Source organism: Granulicatella sp. HMSC30F09 (genome assembly GCF_001806915.1).
GTDB classification, from domain to species: Bacteria; Bacillota; Bacilli; order Lactobacillales; family Aerococcaceae; genus Granulicatella; species Granulicatella adiacens.
In genome coordinates, this window is sequence record NZ_KV786410.1 from 80,923 (window position 1) to 101,432 (window position 20,510).

At 37.3% G+C, this 20,510-nt stretch carries 20 protein-coding genes and 1 tRNA gene; 2 read left to right on the forward strand and 19 right to left on the reverse strand.

Annotated elements, in window-relative coordinates:
- The first annotated feature begins 19 nt into the window (after positions 1–19).
- A complete protein-coding gene (locus HMPREF3103_RS01355) occupies positions 20–874 on the forward strand; it encodes an SNIPE associated domain-containing protein (RefSeq protein WP_246826940.1) in 855 nt (284 codons plus the stop codon).
- 51 nt (positions 875–925) lie between these two features.
- Here HMPREF3103_RS01355 and HMPREF3103_RS01360 read toward each other — a convergent pair whose 3' ends face one another.
- The 16 genes from HMPREF3103_RS01360 to rpsF all read right to left on the reverse strand — a co-directional run bounded on the left by HMPREF3103_RS01360 (position 926) and on the right by rpsF (position 16,783).
- Positions 926–1,264, reverse strand: a complete 339-nt coding sequence (locus HMPREF3103_RS01360; RefSeq protein ID WP_070436954.1) for a hypothetical protein — start codon at positions 1,262–1,264, stop codon at positions 926–928.
- A gap of 97 nt (positions 1,265–1,361) precedes the next feature.
- Positions 1,362–1,449, reverse strand: a tRNA-Ser gene (locus HMPREF3103_RS01365).
- A gap of 551 nt (positions 1,450–2,000) precedes the next feature.
- Complete coding sequence (gene rlmH, locus HMPREF3103_RS01370) at positions 2,001–2,480, reverse strand: 23S rRNA (pseudouridine(1915)-N(3))-methyltransferase RlmH (RefSeq protein ID WP_049554784.1); 480 nt, start codon at positions 2,478–2,480, stop codon at positions 2,001–2,003.
- A gap of 515 nt (positions 2,481–2,995) precedes the next feature.
- Positions 2,996–4,231, reverse strand: coding sequence for a S1C family serine protease (locus HMPREF3103_RS01375; RefSeq protein WP_005608160.1), 1,236 nt, complete (start codon positions 4,229–4,231; stop codon positions 2,996–2,998).
- A 107-nt stretch (positions 4,232–4,338) separates the two neighbouring features.
- The gene (locus HMPREF3103_RS01380; protein WP_070436955.1) at positions 4,339–5,142 is read right to left on the reverse strand and encodes an MBL fold metallo-hydrolase; all 804 of its coding nucleotides are present in this window, start codon (positions 5,140–5,142) and stop codon (positions 4,339–4,341) included.
- A gap of 12 nt (positions 5,143–5,154) precedes the next feature.
- Positions 5,155–6,018, reverse strand: coding sequence for a two-component system regulatory protein YycI (locus HMPREF3103_RS01385; RefSeq protein ID WP_070436956.1), 864 nt, complete (start codon positions 6,016–6,018; stop codon positions 5,155–5,157).
- Positions 6,008–7,360: a YycH family regulatory protein gene (locus tag HMPREF3103_RS01390; RefSeq protein WP_070436957.1), complete on the reverse strand. Its 1,353-nt coding sequence runs from the start codon at positions 7,358–7,360 to the stop codon at positions 6,008–6,010. The genes HMPREF3103_RS01385 and HMPREF3103_RS01390 overlap by 11 nt, the downstream gene beginning before the upstream one ends.
- Positions 7,350–9,206: a cell wall metabolism sensor histidine kinase WalK gene (walK, locus tag HMPREF3103_RS01395; protein WP_070436958.1), complete on the reverse strand. Its 1,857-nt coding sequence runs from the start codon at positions 9,204–9,206 to the stop codon at positions 7,350–7,352. The genes HMPREF3103_RS01390 and walK overlap by 11 nt, the downstream gene beginning before the upstream one ends.
- An 82-nt stretch (positions 9,207–9,288) precedes the next feature.
- Positions 9,289–10,005 carry a response regulator YycF gene (gene yycF, locus HMPREF3103_RS01400; RefSeq protein ID WP_049554790.1) on the reverse strand — a complete coding sequence of 239 codons (717 nt, stop codon included), beginning with the start codon at positions 10,003–10,005 and terminating at the stop codon, positions 9,289–9,291.
- Between the two features lie 27 nt (positions 10,006–10,032).
- A complete protein-coding gene (locus HMPREF3103_RS01405; protein ID WP_070436959.1) occupies positions 10,033–11,322 on the reverse strand; it encodes an adenylosuccinate synthase in 1,290 nt (429 codons plus the stop codon).
- 32 nt (positions 11,323–11,354) lie between these two features.
- Positions 11,355–12,740: a replicative DNA helicase gene (gene dnaB, locus HMPREF3103_RS01410; protein ID WP_070436960.1), complete on the reverse strand. Its 1,386-nt coding sequence runs from the start codon at positions 12,738–12,740 to the stop codon at positions 11,355–11,357.
- A gap of 185 nt (positions 12,741–12,925) precedes the next feature.
- Positions 12,926–13,378, reverse strand: coding sequence for a 50S ribosomal protein L9 (gene rplI, locus HMPREF3103_RS01415; RefSeq protein WP_049554793.1), 453 nt, complete (start codon positions 13,376–13,378; stop codon positions 12,926–12,928).
- A 15-nt stretch (positions 13,379–13,393) separates the two neighbouring features.
- Positions 13,394–15,421 carry a DHH family phosphoesterase gene (locus HMPREF3103_RS01420; protein ID WP_070436961.1) on the reverse strand — a complete coding sequence of 676 codons (2,028 nt, stop codon included), beginning with the start codon at positions 15,419–15,421 and terminating at the stop codon, positions 13,394–13,396.
- A gap of 253 nt (positions 15,422–15,674) precedes the next feature.
- Complete coding sequence (gene rpsR / locus HMPREF3103_RS01425) at positions 15,675–15,917, reverse strand: 30S ribosomal protein S18 (RefSeq protein ID WP_005608178.1); 243 nt, start codon at positions 15,915–15,917, stop codon at positions 15,675–15,677.
- Positions 15,918–15,939: 22 nt separating this feature from the next.
- Positions 15,940–16,437: a single-stranded DNA-binding protein gene (ssb, locus tag HMPREF3103_RS01430; protein WP_005608180.1), complete on the reverse strand. Its 498-nt coding sequence runs from the start codon at positions 16,435–16,437 to the stop codon at positions 15,940–15,942.
- A 46-nt stretch (positions 16,438–16,483) separates the two neighbouring features.
- A complete protein-coding gene (rpsF, locus tag HMPREF3103_RS01435) occupies positions 16,484–16,783 on the reverse strand; it encodes a 30S ribosomal protein S6 (RefSeq protein ID WP_005608182.1) in 300 nt (99 codons plus the stop codon).
- A gap of 242 nt (positions 16,784–17,025) precedes the next feature.
- Here rpsF and HMPREF3103_RS01440 point away from each other — a divergent pair, with 242 nt between their 5' ends.
- On the forward strand, positions 17,026–17,325 hold the full coding sequence (locus HMPREF3103_RS01440; protein ID WP_070436962.1) for a helix-turn-helix domain-containing protein: 300 nt from the start codon (positions 17,026–17,028) through the stop codon (positions 17,323–17,325).
- Between the two features lie 52 nt (positions 17,326–17,377).
- Here HMPREF3103_RS01440 and HMPREF3103_RS01445 read toward each other — a convergent pair whose 3' ends face one another.
- The 3 genes from HMPREF3103_RS01445 to HMPREF3103_RS01455 all read right to left on the reverse strand — a co-directional run bounded on the left by HMPREF3103_RS01445 (position 17,378) and on the right by HMPREF3103_RS01455 (position 20,505).
- Entirely contained in the window at positions 17,378–18,517 is a 1,140-nt protein-coding gene (locus HMPREF3103_RS01445; protein ID WP_070436963.1) for a 5-methyltetrahydropteroyltriglutamate--homocysteine S-methyltransferase, read from the reverse strand.
- A gap of 18 nt (positions 18,518–18,535) precedes the next feature.
- The gene (locus HMPREF3103_RS01450; RefSeq protein WP_070436964.1) at positions 18,536–19,288 is read right to left on the reverse strand and encodes a cyclase family protein; all 753 of its coding nucleotides are present in this window, start codon (positions 19,286–19,288) and stop codon (positions 18,536–18,538) included.
- Positions 19,289–19,374: 86 nt separating this feature from the next.
- A complete protein-coding gene (locus HMPREF3103_RS01455; protein ID WP_070436965.1) occupies positions 19,375–20,505 on the reverse strand; it encodes a 5-methyltetrahydropteroyltriglutamate--homocysteine S-methyltransferase in 1,131 nt (376 codons plus the stop codon).
- Positions 20,506–20,510 lie beyond the last annotated feature (5 nt).

Here is a 20,510-nt window from a genome sequence, read left to right on the forward strand (position 1 = left end):
TTTATCAAAAGGTCGTCAAATGACCAATGGAAATATCAAAGTTATACTAAGATGTTTTAATGCTGAATGTGAAGCTGCCATTAATAAAATTAAATATAATAATATTGATTCAATTGAAAATAAAATAGCTACATCATTTAGAATTTTGAATCAAGCGTTCAAACCAAACTTAGTATCTATTCGCGAAGAATTTCTAAATTTGAAATATCAGGAATTGTATTTAGGATATGAATTTGAAAGAAAGAAAGCTGAAGAAAAAGAAGCTTTAAGAGAGCAACGAGAAAAAGAACGTGAAGAAAAAGCTCTACAAAAAGAAGTTGAAAATAAAAAGAAGAAAATAAACAAAGAAATTACTCATTTACAAAAATTAGTTGAAGAATTAAACCTAAGATTAGCTGAAACTAAAGATGAAAATGAGAAGGATGATATTTTAGCTCAACTTGCAGCAGCTAATCAAAATATTAAAGACTATACAGATGAAGAGAAAGAACTTGATTATCGCCTAGAAAATTTAGGAGCTGGTTATGTCTATATAATTTCCAATATCGGTGCATTTGGAAAAGATATATTTAAGATTGGCGTTACTAGACGTCTAGATCCGCTAGAGAGAATTAACGAATTGAGTAGCGCTTCAGTTCCTTTTAAATTTGATGTTCATGCCTTAATTTTCAGCTATAATGCCTATCAACTAGAAACTGAATTGCACAACAAATTTAGCAAAAACCGCGTGAATAAAGTTAATAACCGAAAAGAATTCTTTAAGGTTTCAATTGATGATTTAGAGAAAGAGCTAATGAAATATAAAGATTTAACGATTGAGTTTACGAAAACTCCAGATGCAGAAGAATATAACGAATCTCTAAAAATAAAATAAACAATAGCCAGGACAAATTATATGTCCTGGCTTTTAAAATACTACATAAATTTATTCTTCTACTTCTTGAAACTCACATTCAAAACGATAGGCAAAGAATGTTTCAATCACCGATTTGATTTCATTATCACTCAGATTTTGAATAATACTATCAAAATCAATCGCTTCTAATTCTTCCTCAGTAAGTTTCTGATAAGGAGGTAAATCAGAGTACTGTCTTAATTCATCATAGACAATGAAGTCCCCATCGATAAACGATTCAATAAGTCCACGTCTTTGAAGAAGGTAAAACAACTCTTGGTAGCTATCCCCTGTAAAACTATACACCGTCTTATCCGAATAAATTCCACAACAATGCGTTTGATTTAAATTTAATTTTACTTTGGTCATCTCTTTTTCTGCCTCCAGTACTTTTTTAAAACGGATAAATCTCATCAGAATTAACGGAACAAAACCTCTATAAATGTTGATATATAAGGAACTTTTAAGGAGAAGAGGAGATTTGAACTCCCGCGCCGCTTTCACGACCTATCGCATTTCGAGTGCGACCCCTTCAGCCTCTTGGGTACTTCTCCATATTTTTAGTATAGTACGGATTTTTTCTTCAATCAATGCTTTTTTATCAATAGTGTTAATTAACTCTGCTGCTGAAGCTTACAGATAAAGTAATTTTATTATTGATACTACTGTCATTCAAAATTTCTAGTTCGAGAATTGATATTCATTCATACTTTCATTATAATGAACATACATTAGAGGTGCGATTTATCGCAGGCTCTACAGATGATATTTTTCAGAGAGGTTTTACCGGCTCTGCATAGGACACCTAAATTAGGTGTCCTTTTTTATTTTAAAACATCGCACTACTAACTCGGTTGATACTATCCATTATTAAGGTATGAATAGAAAGTCAAAAGGATAGTCAATCGCTAAAAATGGAAAATAAAAAAACCACGAAACCGTTGATATAACAGGCTTCGTGGAAAAAAGGATTAGAAATATTTATTTGGGAGGATAAATATTCTCTTTGGGAATAACTAAAGTATAGACACACCTTATGAAATAAATGTGAAGATAACTTCTCTATTTTGCACTTTCTTTTTATATTTTTTATGAGAATATTTACTTATTTATGATAAGCATGACCAGAATTAATTCGGAATGCTCGGTAAATTTGCTCGGTTAGAACGAGTCTCATCAGTTGATGCGGCAAGGTAATACGGCCAAATGATATCTTACGGTCAGCCCGTTTTTTCACAGCTGGGCTTAACCCTAGAGATCCCCCAATAACAAAGACCATCGAACTCTTACCATGGAGCGCAAAAGTATCCATCTCTTTGGCGAGTTGCTCTGAACTCACTAAGTCTCCTTCAATCGCCATAGCCACAACCACGTCCCCGTCTTTAATTTTAGCAAGGATGCGTTCTCCTTCTTTTTCGAGTACTTGCTCCATTTCTTTATCACTTAAGTTTTCAGGAGCCTTCTCGTCTGGCACTTCCACTACTTGGAACTTGCAGTAACTTCCTAAGCGTTTTGCGTATTCATCAATTCCTTGTTTTAAATATTTTTCTTTTAATTTTCCAACACTCACAATCGTGATATTCATATTATCCCCTCACTTCATCCAATATCTTACCTTTTTTTGAGGAAAAATGCTTGTTTTATCCTCTTATCCCCTACTTATCCACAAAGTTATCCACATGTACACATGTTCGCCACTAAATTTTGATAGTTTTTATCCATAGCCCCTAGATATAGATTCCATTCATCTAAATGTTACATAAATGTTATATTTAATTTTCGGAGGGATAAGTCAGTTATCCACAGTTATACACACTAAACCTGACCTTTTAAAAACACTGTTATATCAACGTTCTTTGTCATTTAATGAAAAAGTTATCCACAATAATTCTTTTTCATGTTTATAACTTTTTCCAATCAAATTCCTTATTCTAGGCCTTTTATCACTTTCTATTTTCAAAAGGTGTTTCCCACTGTTTTGACTTGACAAGGAGTTTTCCAAAGACTTTTCCACAGAGTTATCCACAATTCGGTGGATAAGTTTGCGGATAAGTCCAAAAAAATCGGATTACACATTGGTAATCCGATTCTTCATTTACTTTATAAACTTGGGTTATTGGTTTCTGTTAAGGAAACTGTGGTTGTTTGTTTTTGTCCGTTACGATAATACGTTACTTCCAATTTATCTCCCACTTTATGGCTATAGAGTATTTTTCTTAGATTTTGAATTCCCTCTACTTTTTGGCCATCCATTTCTACAATGACATCATAAGGTTGAAGTCCTGCCGCTTTTGCACTTCCCTTAGAAGACACTTCAGCGACCACTACACCGCTCTTCACATCTTTTGGTAAATTCAATTGATTAACAGCCTGTGAATTCACATTCGATAAGTTCACCATTGAAATTCCTAGAGCTGGACGAACGATTTTACCATTTTTTTCCAATTCATTAATGATGTTTACGACCTCATTACTTGGAATCGCAAATCCCATACCTTCAACAGAGGATTTAGAAATCTTCATAGAGTTAATCCCAATGACTTGTCCCGCGCTATTAATAAGAGCTCCACCTGAGTTCCCTGGATTAATTGCCGCATCGGTTTGAATCGCATTTACAATCCAATCTTGTTGGCCATCGCCATCCACATCTGTTGGAACTGGACGATTATTTGCAGAAACAATCCCTTGCGTAACACTGGTAGCAAATTCACTGCCGAGAGGAGATCCAATCGCAATAGCCGTTTGTCCTGCTTTTACCTCATCAGAGTTCGCAAATTCCGCTACAGTACTTACTTTATCTGCAGGAATACGTATCACTGCTAAGTCCGTCCATTGGTCACTCCCAACTAATTCTGCCTTTTCCCTAGTTCCATCTGCTAAAAGAACTTCTAACTCTTGCGAATTTGCAATAACGTGATTGTTCGTTACGATATAGGCATATCCATTTTCCTTTTTATAAATAACTCCACTTCCTTCTGAAGCTGTCGTTAATTCATCATTTGATTGTTGTTGTTGCTGCTGAGTCCCGTAAAGAGAATTACGGCCAGACGATTGTTTGTTAATGACAGAAACCACTGCATTTTTTACATTTTCTACAACCTTAGAAATATCATTATTTGTATTTGCCGCGGCTGTAGAGGTTTTTGTAGTCGTTACATTGCTCTCTGAAGCTTGCGTAGTTGGTGTTGGTGTTTGATGGTTTAAAGGATTTGTAATCGCCATAATTCCAATTCCACTTGCGACTGCAATGGTTCCTCCAACAATCCCACCAACAAAGCCATTTCTAAAGCTTTTATTTTTGCGTTTTCTTAACTGTTTTTGTTGTTCTTCTTCCATTTGCTCACTCCTCTCGTTGTTACTTTAAAGATAAATTCTAAATATGAATTTTGTATGAACAAACACTTATAGTCTATTTAAAAATCTCTTGCATTATTCCTAAGAATTTAAACTTCAAATAGGCTTGTAGGCTCATACGGATCCGTATGAAATAATTCGAAGGAATGATGAACTCCTTTATCGTGAGTTCTAAATACGGATTCTGCTGTTTGATAAGCAATTTCCTTCATATTATTATCTTGACTTAAATGGCCTAAATAAATGCGTTTCGTCTGATCCCCAAGCATTTCACACATAGCTAAAGCCCCATCATCATTGGATAAATGGCCTTTATCACTTAAGATTCGTTGCTTTAAATGCCACGCATAAGGTCCCATTCTTAACATTTCAAGATCATGATTGCTTTCAATTAAATACGCATTGGCATTTTTGAGGAGTGCACGAAGTTTGTCACTCACATATCCGGTATCCGTTAGCATAACAAATTGGCGTTGATCCTTTTGGAAGCTATAAAACTGTGGAGCCGCCGCATCATGAGAAACGGCAAAACTCATCACATCAATATCTCCAAAAGTCAGTGTGTCTCCTGTATTGAAAATCTCTTGTTGCTCAAGAGCAACCTTTCCAATTTTGCCGGACATTGCTGCCCATGTTTTTTCGTTTGCATAAATAGGAATGCCATACTTTCTTGCAAGCACGCCAATTCCTTTGATGTGATCTGAATGCTCATGAGTCACTAAAATCGCATCAATATCGGATATAGAACGATTTATTTTCTCCATTTGCGCACTAATAGCTTTACCAGTGAGTCCACAATCCACTAATAATTTTTGCTTAGGAGTCTCAATATAAGTTGCATTACCTGAACTCCCACTCGCTAATAAACTCACTTTAAAACCTAATTCTTGCATACTATGTCCCTTCTATTGTTGCTGCACTGTTTGTGTTGTTGTGTTATTGGTTGTTGTACGCTGCGTTTGCGTATTCGTTGTTTCCAAGGTTTCATTCGTTAACACGGTCCCATGAATCGCATCCACACGACGTGCCACTAATTGACCATCCGCTTGACGTATTTCAACATACCAAGCAGGAGAATAAATAGAAAATTCTTTTAGCACTAATGATTGGAAGTAAGATAACTTAACCGTTGAAACTGTTGATTTTGCTGGAATCTTTCCCGCTAGGAATAACACTTCAACAGCGCTTTGAGCAGTAATTAAACTTCTCTCATTTCCAAGCACTTGTACATTTCCCGCATAGGTTTGTTCATAACTAACGGCTTGGTCATTCGTATTCAATGTGACAATAATTTGGCTGGTTCCATCCATAATACTCAATTTATCTGCTTTTTGCGTATAAATTACTTTGCGTGTAGTCGCATTATAAGAAGACCATACATATTTATCACCGAATAAAACCTTATTATGGATAAACGCTGTTAAGTCATTAAAGCTCTCCTCATTAATGGGATTCGATAAACTTAACTGAATCGGTGGTACCAATTCTGCATTGATGACATTTTTTTCCAATGTGACAATCTGGTTTTGTAAATTATTCAAACCTGACTCCATTGAAACGGGTGTTAATTGGATAATCGGAGCCGTTTCATCCGTTGAAGGTAATGACGGCAATGTAATTCCATCTTGTTTCATCTGATCGATGACATTAATACTCGAATTCAAGGGAGTTTTTGACTCTACCTTCTTTTGCCAAACGAGCCCAAATAGGAATACATCTAGGAAAAAGAAACAGACAATCAATACGATTGCACTTCTTCTAAAATCCATCTCCGTCACCTCCTCCTGTTTGTTTATTCGCGGCATCTCCCGCTTTTTTCTCATTTTTTAACTCAGATAATGTCTTCCATCTGTTATTCATTCTTATATACCAAGTTGGAATGAATTCTACGATTTGATTGTTTTCACTGCTGGTTGTCCAAGAATAGCCAATTCGAATATCTTCTATTTCATTCATCGAGAACCCTTCATTAAGCAGTTCTGCTACAATATCTTTTCCACCAACAATCGTTACTTTTTTGTTTTTGGATGGTAGAGGTGTTTGAGCAATTAAAGAGGAAGTTCTTAATTTTTCAATTCCATTTGTAGTCGCTTTTACTTGAGTCATTCCTTCTCTTCCGCTAGAAAGAATTGGATAGGAGCTCACATACCGAACATACTCCACTATATTGGAACTTAAATCTACTGAAGAAAAACTCATTCCTAACTGCCATCCGCCTAGACGCTTCATCTGTGTAAAAGTCTGCGTTAAGTTATTCGTATAAAGAAGAGTTTCATCCCCTGGTTTATTTTCAAAGAAAGTAATGATATTCGTTGTACGATCCATCTTCAATTGCGATAAATTGTCGTTATACACCACACTCTTTCCATCTCCACGTGTTCTAATTTCCGTTTGATTTGAAAAGAGTTGGCGGATATAGAAGGTAATTGGAATTTGCTCAATCAAATACGCAGATTGTTCAACGTTTACCTTATCTTGCTCCACAAAAAATTGTTTTGTCTTTCCTCGATACGATTCTACTTCATAAAATTCATCTGATTTATACAAAGCATCCATCTTCGCACTTAAGCTTTCATCGATTTTCGCACTGTACACATTTTTATTTTCATCATTGACAAAGTATGCTGTATGCGGCTCATCTGTTCGAATAACAATCCGTGAAAATCTCTCATTCACATAATCCTCATTTAACCCGTCAAAATACCGATTCATAATTCCAAAAGAAAGCAAACCATCAAATAAGATTTGCGAATGAGCTTCTCTTAAAACAAGGTTCTCATAACTAGTATCATCTAAGTTCGACAACCGTGTTACATTCGAAAAGCTTTTTGATAGATAGGTATTTACTTCTTTTATAATCGACATTTGGCTTGTCATTTCAAACTTATTGTTATTGGTTAAGACAAGGCGCGTCGGTCTAAACACATCCTCCAGCGTATAGTTCGCTCGAATCTGCGCTCCGGAATCTTGAGAGGTCGTCAAATTAGTTGATTGCTTTTTAACTCCAAAAAATTCAACTGGACGAATAACAATTAAATACGTAAATACAAAGCTAAGGAGCATCAACACAAATAAGGTCGATAATAGTACTCGAAAATTTTTAAATTTCATCCCATTCACCATCCTCTTCAAATGGAACATAAGGTAATGAAATAAAGAATGTGGATCCTTTATTTTCAATACTATTCACCCAGATTTTTCCTCCATGAAGTTGTACGACTTCTTTAGAAATCGCAAGACCAAGTCCACTACCTCCCATTGCTCTTGAACGAGCTTTATCTACACGATAGAAACGATCGAATAGGTGAGGAATATCTTTACGTGGAACTCCTAGACCTTCATCACTCACACTAACAATAAGGTCGGTATGAGTTTCCATGAGTCGAACAATAATCCGTCCCCCATCTGGAGAATACTTAATCGCATTGTTGATAATATTATCTAGCACTTGCGTCATCTTATCTTGGTCGATTTCTACCCATAGATTTCTTTGGGTAATATCTGTGAGAATACGATAGTTCTTTTCTCTATACTGGTCGGATTGTAAAACCATATCAAATCGATTCACAATATGCTTCACGAGTTCATTCATATTCACAAACTCTTTATCAAGTTCTAATCGATTTTGGTCCATCCGTGATAAGTTCAGTAAGTCGGTAATCATACGCATCATTCGATCCGTTTCGGTTTCAATTACATTTAGAAACTCCGGAGCGATTTCTTTGTTTTCCCATGCCCCGTCCACAAGAGCTTCTGTATAACTCTTGATACTCGTTAATGGAGTTCTTAATTCGTGAGAAACATTTGATACGAAATTACGACGTTCGCGGTCAATTTTTTCTTGTTCCGTAACGTCCGTTAATACGCATACAAGACCACTAATAAATCCAGATTCACGCTGAATCACTGAAATTTCACATTGGACAATGGTTTCCTCGCCATCTTCTTCAATCGTAATCATTCGCTCTTCTTGAGATTCCAATAAATCTCTAAAAGAAACACTATGATCTAAACGCAATACTTCAAGCAATGGCGTTCCGATAATCCGCTCATTTCGTAAATTCAAAACATCCAATGCAGCCGCATTAATAATCACAATTCTTCCACGACGATCCGTTGCAATAACCCCATCACTCATATGACGCAAGACACTATCTAAGCGTTGCCGCTCCGCTTCCGTTCCTTCTTGGGCTTCTTTGATTTTTACAGATAAATCATTAATCGCTTGCCCTAACTGCCCAAGCTCATCGTCTCCGTAAATCATCACTTCACCCGTATAGTTTCCTTCTGCAATTTGTTCTGTCTGTTGTTTCATTTCAGCAATCGGTCGAGTAATCCCTTGAGAAATCATGACCGTAATCACAATCGCTAAAATAATAATAAAAATGGAAGAACTAATAAAGATAATCCCAATATCTTTAACTTGGGTATACCGCGATTCAATATTAGACGTTACCGAAATGATTCCCACTGGATTTCCTGAAACCCCACTGACGGGATCAATTGGTGAAACGTATTTCCAATATCTAGAATCTCCGTCAATATAGTTATAACTGTACACAGTATTTGAGACGACCACTTGTTGCACATCAGCCTCTGTAGAACGAGTCCCAACAATTGATTGCTGCGTTTGATTCGTAGTTCCCAAAATATATCCCTGCATATCCATAATACGAATTTCTACAATACTATTCCCTGTTGGATAATCTTGTAATAATTGCGATATTTCAGCCGATTTGGCCTCGTCTGTTGTATCCTTAGCTAAAATTGGCTGCACATTATTTTTCAAGAACCCTACTTGTAGCTGAATTTGTTCCTGAAAGTTCGAAATCATTTGAGATTCTAATTGCGTTAAGAAGTTCGCGACAATGAGTTGCAACGAAATCATCAAGAGCAAGATAAACAGCATTGGAATCTTAAATTGAATGGAACGAAAAAATCGTTTCATCTTCTTCATGAGTCACTTTCTCCTCTACTTTTTAGCAAAATACGCTTTTCTTGCCAGAATATACCATGGCAAGGAAAAGCGCATTCGTTGTTTAAGCTTCTTTTTCTTGGTCTGGGGTTTTAATATAATATCCTACCCCACGGCGAGTCATAATCCATGTTGGATGACTCGGTGTGTCTTCAATTTTTTCACGTAAACGACGAACTGTTACGTCTACTGTACGAACATCCCCAAAGTAATCATAACCCCATACCGTTTGTAATAAGTGTTCACGAGTAATCACTTGTCCGATATGTTTTGCTAAATAATGAAGCAATTCAAATTCACGATGCGTTAGTTCGATTTCTTCACCACGTTTTGAAACCACATAGGCATCTTCATGAATCGTTAAAGCGCCTAAAACAATTTCGTTAGCTGTTTTTTCTTCTTCTGCTTCCGCTGGAGCTAATTGTTGACGACGTAAGTTTGCTTTTACACGCGCTATTAATTCTCGGTTTGAGAAAGGTTTTGTTACGTAATCGTCTGCTCCTAATTCCAGACCTAAAACTTTATCAATTTCAGAATCTTTAGCCGTTACCATGATAATAGGAACATGACTTGTTTTACGAATTTCACGACAAACTTCTAATCCATCAATTTTTGGTAACATTAAGTCCAAAATGACTAAATCTGGATTTTTTTCATGAAAAGCAGCAAGTCCTTCTTCACCATCAAATGCGGTAATGACCTCAAATCCTTCTTTTGAAAGACTAAACTTGACGATGTCTGAGATTGGTTTCTCATCATCTACAACTAGAATTTTCTTCATATCAATCTTCCTTTACTCTATTCTTTTTTATGCCCAAACACTTTCTAAAATGTTGGTTTGTTCTCTATCTGGTCCTACTGAGAAAGTAGAAATACGAACGCCGACTAATTCTGAAATACGACGTACATAGTTACGTGCATTTTCAGGTAGTTCTTCTAGTGAACGGCATCCTGTAATATCTTCACTCCAACCTGGTAATTCTTCATAGACTGGTTCACATTGACCTAGTTCAACTAAGCTTGCTGGGTAATGGGAAATTTCTTCTCCATTTGGTTTGCGGTAAGCTACACAAATTTTCACTGTTTCAAGGCCTGTTAAAACATCAATACTGTTTAAGCTTAAGTTTGTAATGCCTGATACACGTTTAGAGTGGCGCATTACAACGCTATCGAACCACCCAACACGTCTTGGACGCCCAGTGGTTGTACCGTATTCACGTCCGACTTCACGGATACGTGAGCCGATTTCATCGAATAATTCTGTTGGGAAAGGGCCATCCCCTACACGAGAAGTATATGCTTTACATACCCCAACCACTTTATTGATTTTTGAAGGTCCAACACCGCTACCAATCGTTACCCCACCAGCAACTGGGTTAGAAGAAGTTACAAATGGGTATGTTCCTTGGTCGATATCCAACATCACCCCTTGTGCCCCTTCGAATAACACACGTTTTCCTTGGTCTAATGCATCATTTAAAATCACAGAAGTGTCGCAAACGAATTGTTTCATTTGTTGACCATATTCATAGTACTCTTCAAAAATATCATCGAACTCGATTGGATCTGCATCGTACATTTTAGTAAAGAGACGGTTCTTTTCAGCTAAGTTAATTCTGAGACGTTCTGCAAACACTTCTCTATCGAGTAAGTCTGCCACACGAATCCCTACACGAGCCGCTTTATCCATGTAACAAGGTCCAATCCCTTTATTCGTTGTTCCAATTTTGTTGTCGCCTTTTGCTTCTTCTTGTAATTGGTCTAGGCGAATATGATATGGCAAGATAACATGCGCGCGGTCTGAAATCCGTAAGTTATCAGTAGTCACATTTCTTTCGTGTAAATACGCAAGTTCTGTAATGAGAGATTTTGGATTTAAAACAACTCCATTTCCAATCACACTAATTTTTTCTGGTGAAAAAATACCGGATGGAATTAAATGAAGTTTATAAGTGACCCCATTAAACTGAATGGTATGCCCTGCATTGTCGCCCCCTTGATATCGAGCGATTACTTCTGCATTCTCACTGAGGAAATCCGTAATCTTACCTTTACCTTCGTCTCCCCATTGTGTTCCAACAACTACTACTGATGACATTTGACGCACCTCTTCTATTTTTTTAAATTTTACTATGCCATAGGAGCTCTTTGCTCAATTTCATCTGGCACTAAATTTGTAAACTTATTAAATTCCTTCATGAAGTTCAATTCAACCGTTCCACGTGGACCGCTACGGTTTTTCTCAATAATCACTTCAATGGTACTATTTGGCTCAACTTCTGGAACCTGTCCATTTTCATCTGGCTCTTGACGATAATAATCATCACGATATAAGAACGCTACGATATCCGCATCTTGCTCAATGGATCCAGACTCACGAATATCCGACATGATTGGTCGCTTATCTTGACGTTGTTCCACTCCACGAGATAATTGAGAAAGTGCAATAACTGGAACCTTTAATTCCTTCGCTAATTTTTTCAAATTACGAGAAATTTCAGAAACCTCTTGTTGACGACTCTCTTTTCCGTTTCCTTCGATTAATTGTAAGTAATCAATCACTACTAAGCCGAGATTATTCCGCTCTTGCTTCAACCGACGACATTTCGCACGAATCTCTGACACACGAATTCCTGGAGTATCATCGATATAAATAGGCGCTTCAGCAAGAACCCCTGTCGCCACGAAATATTGCGTATATTCCTCATCGGTCAATTTCCCTGTTTTCAAATGTCCTGCATTAATGCTCGCATGAGAACAGATAATCCGTTCTACTAAAGACTCTGCCCCCATTTCAAGACTGAAAATAGCAACTGTTTCATTCAAATTAACCGCAACGTTCTTTGCAATGTTTAACACGAAAGCAGTCTTCCCGACAGAGGGACGTGCTGCTAAAATAATTAGCTCATCGGCATGAAGACCAGAAGTCATTCGGTCTAAACCGATGTACCCTGTAGCAATACCAGTAACTTCTCCATTATTTTTGGATCGCTCTTCAAGACTTTCATATGCATCATGTAAAACATCGCGAATTGGAATGAATCCAGCTTTATTTCGTCCTTCAGATACAGAAAGAATATCTCTTTCAGCTGTATCTAAAACATTTGCAATTGTTTCATCTTCTTGATATGCATTTTTAACGATATTCGTCGATGTCTTAATTAACTTACGACGAGTTGATTTCTCTAAAACAATTTGAGTATAAAATTCCACGTTGGCTGCTGTCGGAACTTTATCAAGAAGCTCAATAATACCCGCTTCTCCACCCACATTTTCAATTTGGTTCTTTTGTCTTAATTTTTCTGAAACGGTGATTGGATCGATCGCTTCCGAATTTTGATTTAATTCAATCATTGCGGCAAAAATCAATTGATGAGCAACGCGATAAAAATCATCGGGTACAAGAAACTCCATGACCGAGATAATTGAGTCTTGTTCCAAAAGAATTGAACCCAAAACGGCCTCTTCTGCCTCTAGATTTTGTGGCGGAACTAAATTGGGATATAGCTCTTCCATTCAAACACCCTTTCTACTAAAAATAGCCATAAAAATACAGTTTCATTGTATCACAAAACACCCTAATAAAACAGAAGATTGGGCTCAAAATAAAAGATAACTTAATTACTTTGTGATTTTTATCACTTGTTTTAATAAATAAAGAGACTATCCGAGTGGGATAATCTCTTTTCTAATTTTTAACTTTATTGAGCGACAATATTCACTGTCATAATCGCTTGCACATCATGATGTAATTTAACAGGGACACGAGTGTATCCTAACGCTCGAATTGGAGCTGCTAATTCGAATTTACGACGATCCAATTCAACATTGAATTTCTTGTTGAATTCTTCGGCGATTTGTTTTGCTGGGATTGCTCCGAATAAACGTCCATCTTCCCCTGCCTTAGCCTTAATGGTAACCACTGTTTCTTCACGTTCTAGGAACTCTTTTAATTCCTTGGCTTTTGCTAATAATTCAGCGTTATGTTTTTCTTCTGCTTTCTTTTGACCTGATAAAGTCGCAAGGTTTGCTGAAGTGGCTTCTTTTGCAAAACCGTTCTTAATTAAGAAATTTTGTGCATAGCCATCAGCTACATTTTTAACTTCGCCTTTTTTACCTTTGCCTTTTACATCTTTTAAGAAAATTACTTTCATGTTTCTTCCTCCTAATTATAAGTTAATTTCACTACCAATTTCTTCAATGACTTGCATTAATTGGCGGATTGCATCTTCAATCGTGATATCCGATAGCTGAGTAGCAGCATTCGATAAATGTCCGCCACCACCCATTTTTTCCATTACACGTTGAACGTTCTTATTACCAAGACTTCGCGCGCTAATTCCAACCCGGCCATCATTGCGTTTAGTCACCACAAATGAAGCATCGATGTTTTCCATAGACAACATCATATCGGCTGTTTGGGCTGCAACAACAGTAGGATAAACGGTATTTTCTTCACCATGAACAATTCCGACATTGTTAGGAAGCATTTCGAGTGAGTTTAATAAATGTGAACGCATTAAGTACGTATCTACATTTTCTTTTAATAAGCGTTGGATAAGGATTGTATCCGCACCAACGGATTTCAAATAACTAGCCGTATCAAAGGTACGAGACCCTGTACGAAGCGTGAAATTACGCGTATCCACAATAATACCAGCAAGTAATGTGGTTGCTTCGATTGGCTGGATTTTCTCAGCTTCTTCAGATTGATATTCTAGTAATTCTGTAATCAATTCACCCACAGATGAAGCATACGGTTCAATATAAACCAAGTCAGGATTTTCAGGGAATTCCTCTCCACGACGGTGATGGTCGATAACCACTAATTTATTCGCCTTTTTAACAATAGACGGAGCAGCACATAGGGAAGGCTTACTTACATCGACAATAATAACAAGTGTATTTTCAGTAATTAACGCTTCTGCCATTTCTGGATTTACGATAGCGGAAGAGAGGAGTTCATCTTTTTTAATCACTTCCATCAATTTCTTGATATCATGCGAATATTGCTCTGGATTTGTGACAATCCAAGAGGTTTTACCGTGCATTTTAGCGATTCTTCGAATACCTAAACATCCACCAATACTATCCATATCTGGATATTGGTGGCCCATAACCATTACTTGATCTGCTTCTGCAATAAGGTTTTCTAATGCTTGAGAAACCATTCGAGAACGCACTCTTGTACGTTTTTCTAGCGGGTTGCTCTTACCACCGTAGAAGCGAGTTTCTTCGTTTTTAGAACGGACAACGACTTGGTCACCGCCTCGTCCTAAGGCTAAATCAAGGTTATCTTGCGCAAATTTAGCGATTGCACCATAATCCATCTCTTCTTGAGTATCATCCGCATATGAGAACCCCATACTTACAGTTAGTGGGGTATTTTGTTGAGCTGTTGTCTCACGGACACGGTCAATAATCTCAAATTTCGTTTTTTCAAGTTCAGAAAGGATGTTTTTATCTAAAAATGCGACAAAACGGTCTGAACTAACACGTTTTAAGTAGATATTATTGTGATTTGCCCAGCTAGTAAGCTGATTCGTCACGAAATTATTCAAGTTTGATTTCTTACGGTCGCTCAGCGATTGAGAGACTTCAGCAAAATTATCGACGAAAATTTGTCCAAATACAGGTCTTTCGTCTAAATACGTCTCTTTAATTAACGCATATTCCGTAATATCCATCATGTAGAGCATTCCAATATCGTTATGGTAGACTATTTGGAAGTATTTATCTTTCCAATGGACTACATTATCATTATCATCATCAAGATTTTTAACGATATTGGCTAAATCTGGATCAACTACTTCGAGTTTAAACCCTAATAGTTCTTTGCGTTCAAAATACTTTTGCAGATAAGGATTAATCCATTGAATTTCTCCATTATCGTCTAGTAAAAGCATTCCAATCGGCATTTTGATAGAGGCATCTTGCGAACCTTTATTGATTTTATACGATAAGTTCGTTACATAATGATTCGTTTCCTGAATAATATAGTTTGCGAACGAGTAGAGGAGTGTTCCTAATAAAATAATAAATAAAGTAAGGATAAGTCCCATCCATATATTCATTACGTATGCCACAACCAGCATACAGAGAATAATTGCTATAAATGAGAATCCGTATTTCTTCATTGTTTCACTTTTAAGAAATGTCGGTAAAGCCTTAATACGTTCTTTTAGGCTTTTCTTCATTCTTGCACCTTCTTTCTATATAGATTATTTTACCATAGTTTTAGCCCCTCGTCAGTTCTCTAAAATTGTTTCACGTGAAACAATTTAGGAGAGGGTAGGGGTACAAATGTTTCACGTGAAACATTCTTTTATATGTATTCGATTTTTTATAATGATACTGCTTAAATCTAAACAAATAGAAATTAACTTTTAATAGGATACAGCTTTATAAAACAAAAAAGGATTGAGAAATTCTCAATCCTTTTATTTAATATTAGTCAACTGTTGTGAATGGTAATAATCCCATGATACGAGCACGTTTGATTGCAACAGTTAAAGTACGTTGGTGTTTAGCACAAGTACCTGTTACACGGCGTGGTAAGATTTTACCTTTTTCAGAAATGTAACGTTTTAATAATTCTACATCTTTGTAATCAATGTAGTCTACATGGTTTGCACAGAAGTAGCAAACTTTTTTACGACGGCGTTGACCGCCACCTCTACGTTGTTGAGCCATTATGGTATCCTCCTTTTAAACTTTAGAATGGTAAATCATCATCTGAAATGTTGATTGTCTCTCCATTACTTAAGAATGGATCTGACATTCCACCACCGAATGATGAAGTAGGAGTGTTAAATTGATTAAAGTTATTTGATTGGTTTTGTTGGAATCCACCTTGTGAGCTTTGATCGTTTGCAGGGCGTTGTTCAGTAACATTACGTGATTCTAACAATGAGAAGTTCTCAGCTAGCACTTCAGTCACATAAACTTTTTGGCCTTGTTGGTTATCATAGCTACGAGTTTGAATACGTCCTTCAATTCCTACTAGTGAGCCTTTACGAGTGAAATTCGCAAAGTTTTCTGCAGCTTTACGCCACATTACGCAGTTGATAAAGTCTGTTTCACGTTCACCGTTTTGGTTTTGGTAACGACGATCAATTGCGATAGAGAAGCTCGCATAAGCAGTTCCGTTTGAAGTATAACGTAAATCAACGGCACGTGTTAAGCGTCCAACTAATACAACATTATTAATCATTTAATTCTTACTCCTTTCAAGATTTTTGTTTACTTATAATAAACAATTATGCTTCTAATTTAACGATCATGTGACGTAAGATGTCGTTGTTGATTTTCGCTAAACGGTCGAATTCATCGATTGCAGCAGCATCTTCAGCAGTGATGTTCACTAAGTGATAGATACCTTCTTGGAAATCTTTAATTTCGTATGCAAAACGACGTTTCGCCCAGTCTTTAGATTCAACAACAACTGCACCGTTGTCTGTTAAAACAGCATCAAATCTTGCAACCAATTCAGCTTTAGCAGCTTCATCGATGTTTGGACGGATGATATATAAAATCTCGTATTTTGATGTTTGACTCATTGACTGTCACCTCCTTATGGACTTTTGGCCTACTGAATTTTCAGCAAGCAAGGAGAGTATCATTTCTAATACTCACGTTCAATCATTATAGCAAACAAAGCTATAGAATGCAACAGAAATCCGCATTGCAGAGGTGCTTAGGAAAATTTGTGAGTACCAAAAAAAGTGTCATTATATCATATCTGATATGTAGCATATATGTTACAATTGGCTTATAAAGGAATTAGGGGGAGAAATAAAAAATGGTGGATTATTTAAAACGGCTTTTTGACCGACTTGACGCGAAATATGAGACTTTTAGAGATGATTTTGAAGCAGAATATTTTTTGCAGAAGAATGCCTTAGCGATGATCAGACTTCGGAGGGACTCTGGACTGACACAAACGGAATTCGCTAAAAACGCCGGTATGACGCAAGGAAATCTCTCTAGGCTCGAAAAAGCAATTTATAATCCGACGCTCGCACATCTTCAAAAAATTTCGAGTAAAAATGGGTATGATTTAGAGATTCGTTTTAAGAAAAAGAAGCGATTAATACGATGAAATCAACAAAAATAGCTCCTACAAACCAACTGTAGGAGCTGTTTTTTTAATTTTATCCCCAAACTTCATGAACGATCTCGTCAATGAGTTTTAATTTATTCCATTGCGCTTCAATCGTTAAGATATTGCCTTCTTCTGTAGAAGAGAATCCACATTGAGGGCTGAGGCATAATTGTTCAAGAGGAACGTACTGACTGGCTTCTTTAATACGAGCGATAACTTCGCCTTTATCCTCTAAGTCCCCTGATTTAGAAGTAATTAAGCCAAGTACGACTTTTTGGTCTTTAATATAGCGAAGTGGAGTAAAATCTCCAGCACGGTCGCTATCATATTCCAAGAAGAAGCCATCTACACGGCAATGACCAAATAGCGTTTTCGCAACTGGCTCATAACCACCACTAGAGAACCATGTTGAGCGGAAGTTTCCGCGGCAAATATGCATGTTTACCACTAAATCTTCTGGTTTCCATTCAATGACACGATTTAATACATCCACGTAGTCACGAGCGATTTGTTCGAGGTCGAATCCACGCGCTTCGTACGCTTCACGTTTATCTAACGCACAGAACTCACCCCAGCTAGTGTCATCTAATTGAATATTACGGCATCCTAAGTCGTAGAAGCATTGCAATGCCTTACGGTATGCTGCCACCACGTCATCATAGAAGAGGGCTTCATTGTCTTTGTAGCGCTCAATTGGTACATAGTTTTTCTCACGAACTTGCGTAATCAAATGCAACATACTTGGTGAAGGGATTGTTAGTTTCACCGGTGTTTCGCCAGCATGCTCTTTTAAGAATTTGAAGTGTTTTACGAATGGATGGTTCTCTGAAAAATCCACTTTATCAACGATACGTAATGTTTTTGGCTTCACATCTTTATCTTTGAATTGAACAGAGAAGTGGTCTACTTCGACAAGTTCAACCCCATCTAAGTTTTCTAAGAAATCTAAGTGCCAGAATGCACGACGGAATTCACCGTCTGTGACAGACTTAAGTCCAAGTTCTTTTTCTTTCTCGATTAGGGCAATGATTTCTTCGTTTTCAACGCGTTCGAGTTCTTCGGCAGTGATTTCTCCATCATTAAATTTCGCACGGGCTTCTTTTAGACGTTCTGGACGTAAGAAACTTCCTACGTGATCGAGTCTAAATGGCGCTTTTTGACAACAGTTACAGTTTTCGTGATTTGACATGTGTTTTCCTCTTTTCGTTTATTCAGCTTCTGGTAAGTATGCAATAGCGCGAACAGGTGACCCTGGAGTATGGTTCCAGTTAGGGTATGAAATTGAAATCACAGCACCGACTGAAGGAACTTGATCAAGATTCGCTAATACTTCCACTTGGAAGATATCTTGGCTTAATAAATAGTATTCATTTGTTAACCCATGTGCTGCAGCGTGAACACCTGAGTCTGTATCTAATGTTTCATGACCTACAGCTTTCACATGACGTTCGTGAATTAAGAATTCAAGCGCATCTTTTGCCCAACCTGGTGTGTGTTGAACGTCGTTTTCGTCTAAATTACGAACCGCATCTTGGTCTGGCCAGCGGTGTGACCAGTCGCTACGGAAGGCTACAAAGGCACCTGGTTCGATTTTTCCATATTCTTCTTCGAATGCTAATACGTCTGCTTTTGTTAATTCAAAATTTGGATTTTCAGCAACTTCTTTTGAACGGTCGATGACGTAGAGTGGTAATAATAAATCTTTTAACTCGATTTCATCCAGGAAACGTCCGCCTTCATAGAAGTGGCAAGGAGAGTCGATATGTGTACCGTATTGTGTTACCACTGATAATTGTTGGACGTGGAATCCATCTTTTAATGTAAATAAATCTTTTTGTTCCAATGCTGGTAGAGCAGGGAAGTGAGGGCTATTCGCATCGATTTGATGGCTTAAGTTCACCCATTTTGCTTGTTTTAATGTTTCAAAAGCTTTGGCTAATTGTTGTTGAAATGCTGTCATAATGTATCTTCCTTTCTAAATAGGGGAAGGCTGTGGTTCAAAAGTTATTCTCCCCACAGCCTTTTTGTTCATTTTATAATGAGAGGTTATTCTCCCCAAACCTCACGAGCGATTTCAGTAATCAATGCAATTTTCTTCCATTGATCTTCTTCTTTAATCACATTTCCTTCTTCTGTTGAAGCAAATCCACATTGTGTACTTAAGTATAAGTTTTCAAGTGGCACATATTGGCTTGCTTCTTTAATACGAGCGATGACTTCATCTTTGTCTTCTAAGTCTGCAAATTTTGACGTTAAGAGTCCTAATACGACTTTCTTCTCATTCCCAACTTTCGCAAGAGGCTTGAAGTCGCCGGCACGGTCTGTATCGTATTCTAAGTAGTACGCATGTACGTGTTCGCCTGCTAATAGCTCATCTTCTACTTTTTCGTATCCCCCTTGAGAAATCCAAGTAGAGTGGAAGTTACCGCGACAAACGTGTGTGTTCACTACTAAGTCTTTTGGTAGTGCATCAAGAACTGAGTTGTTCAATTGTAATGCACGACCTGCAAAGTCACGACGAACTTCTTCTAATGGACGGTCTGCGTTGAAACGTTTTGCAAAACCATCGTCTGCTAAAGCGCCCCATGTACAATCGTCAAATTGAAGGGTACGAAGTCCTTCATTGTATAAATCTGTAATCACATCTACATAAGCATTCTTGATAGCTTCAAAAAGCTCTTTTTCTGTTGGATAAACGGCTTTCCAAGCTGCAATATGTTCAGGAGTACGGATTAATTCGAAATAGAATTGTGATGGAGAAGGGATTGTGAATTTCACAATAACATCTTCGTCTTTCACTAAGTCACGTAAGAATTTGAAATGTTCTACGAATGGGTGGTTATGTCCATCGATTGGAGCCGTTAATGTTGATGTATCGGCTTTTGTTTCAATACCGTTGAATTTATAACCGTGTTCACCTACCGTATGTTCTACGCCGTTGAATCCCCAGAAGAAGTCAAGGTGCCAGTAAGCGCGGCGGAATTCGCCGTCTGTAACGCCTTTTAATCCAGCAGCGATTTGTTTTTGAACAAGTTCGCGGATTTCTTTATCTTCTACAGCTGTTAATTCTTCGCGTGTGATTTCGCCGTTTGCAAATTTTGCGCGTGCTTCTACTAAATCTTTAGGACGTAAGAAACTTCCTACGTGGTCTACTCTAAATGGTGCATGTGTTGTCATAAATG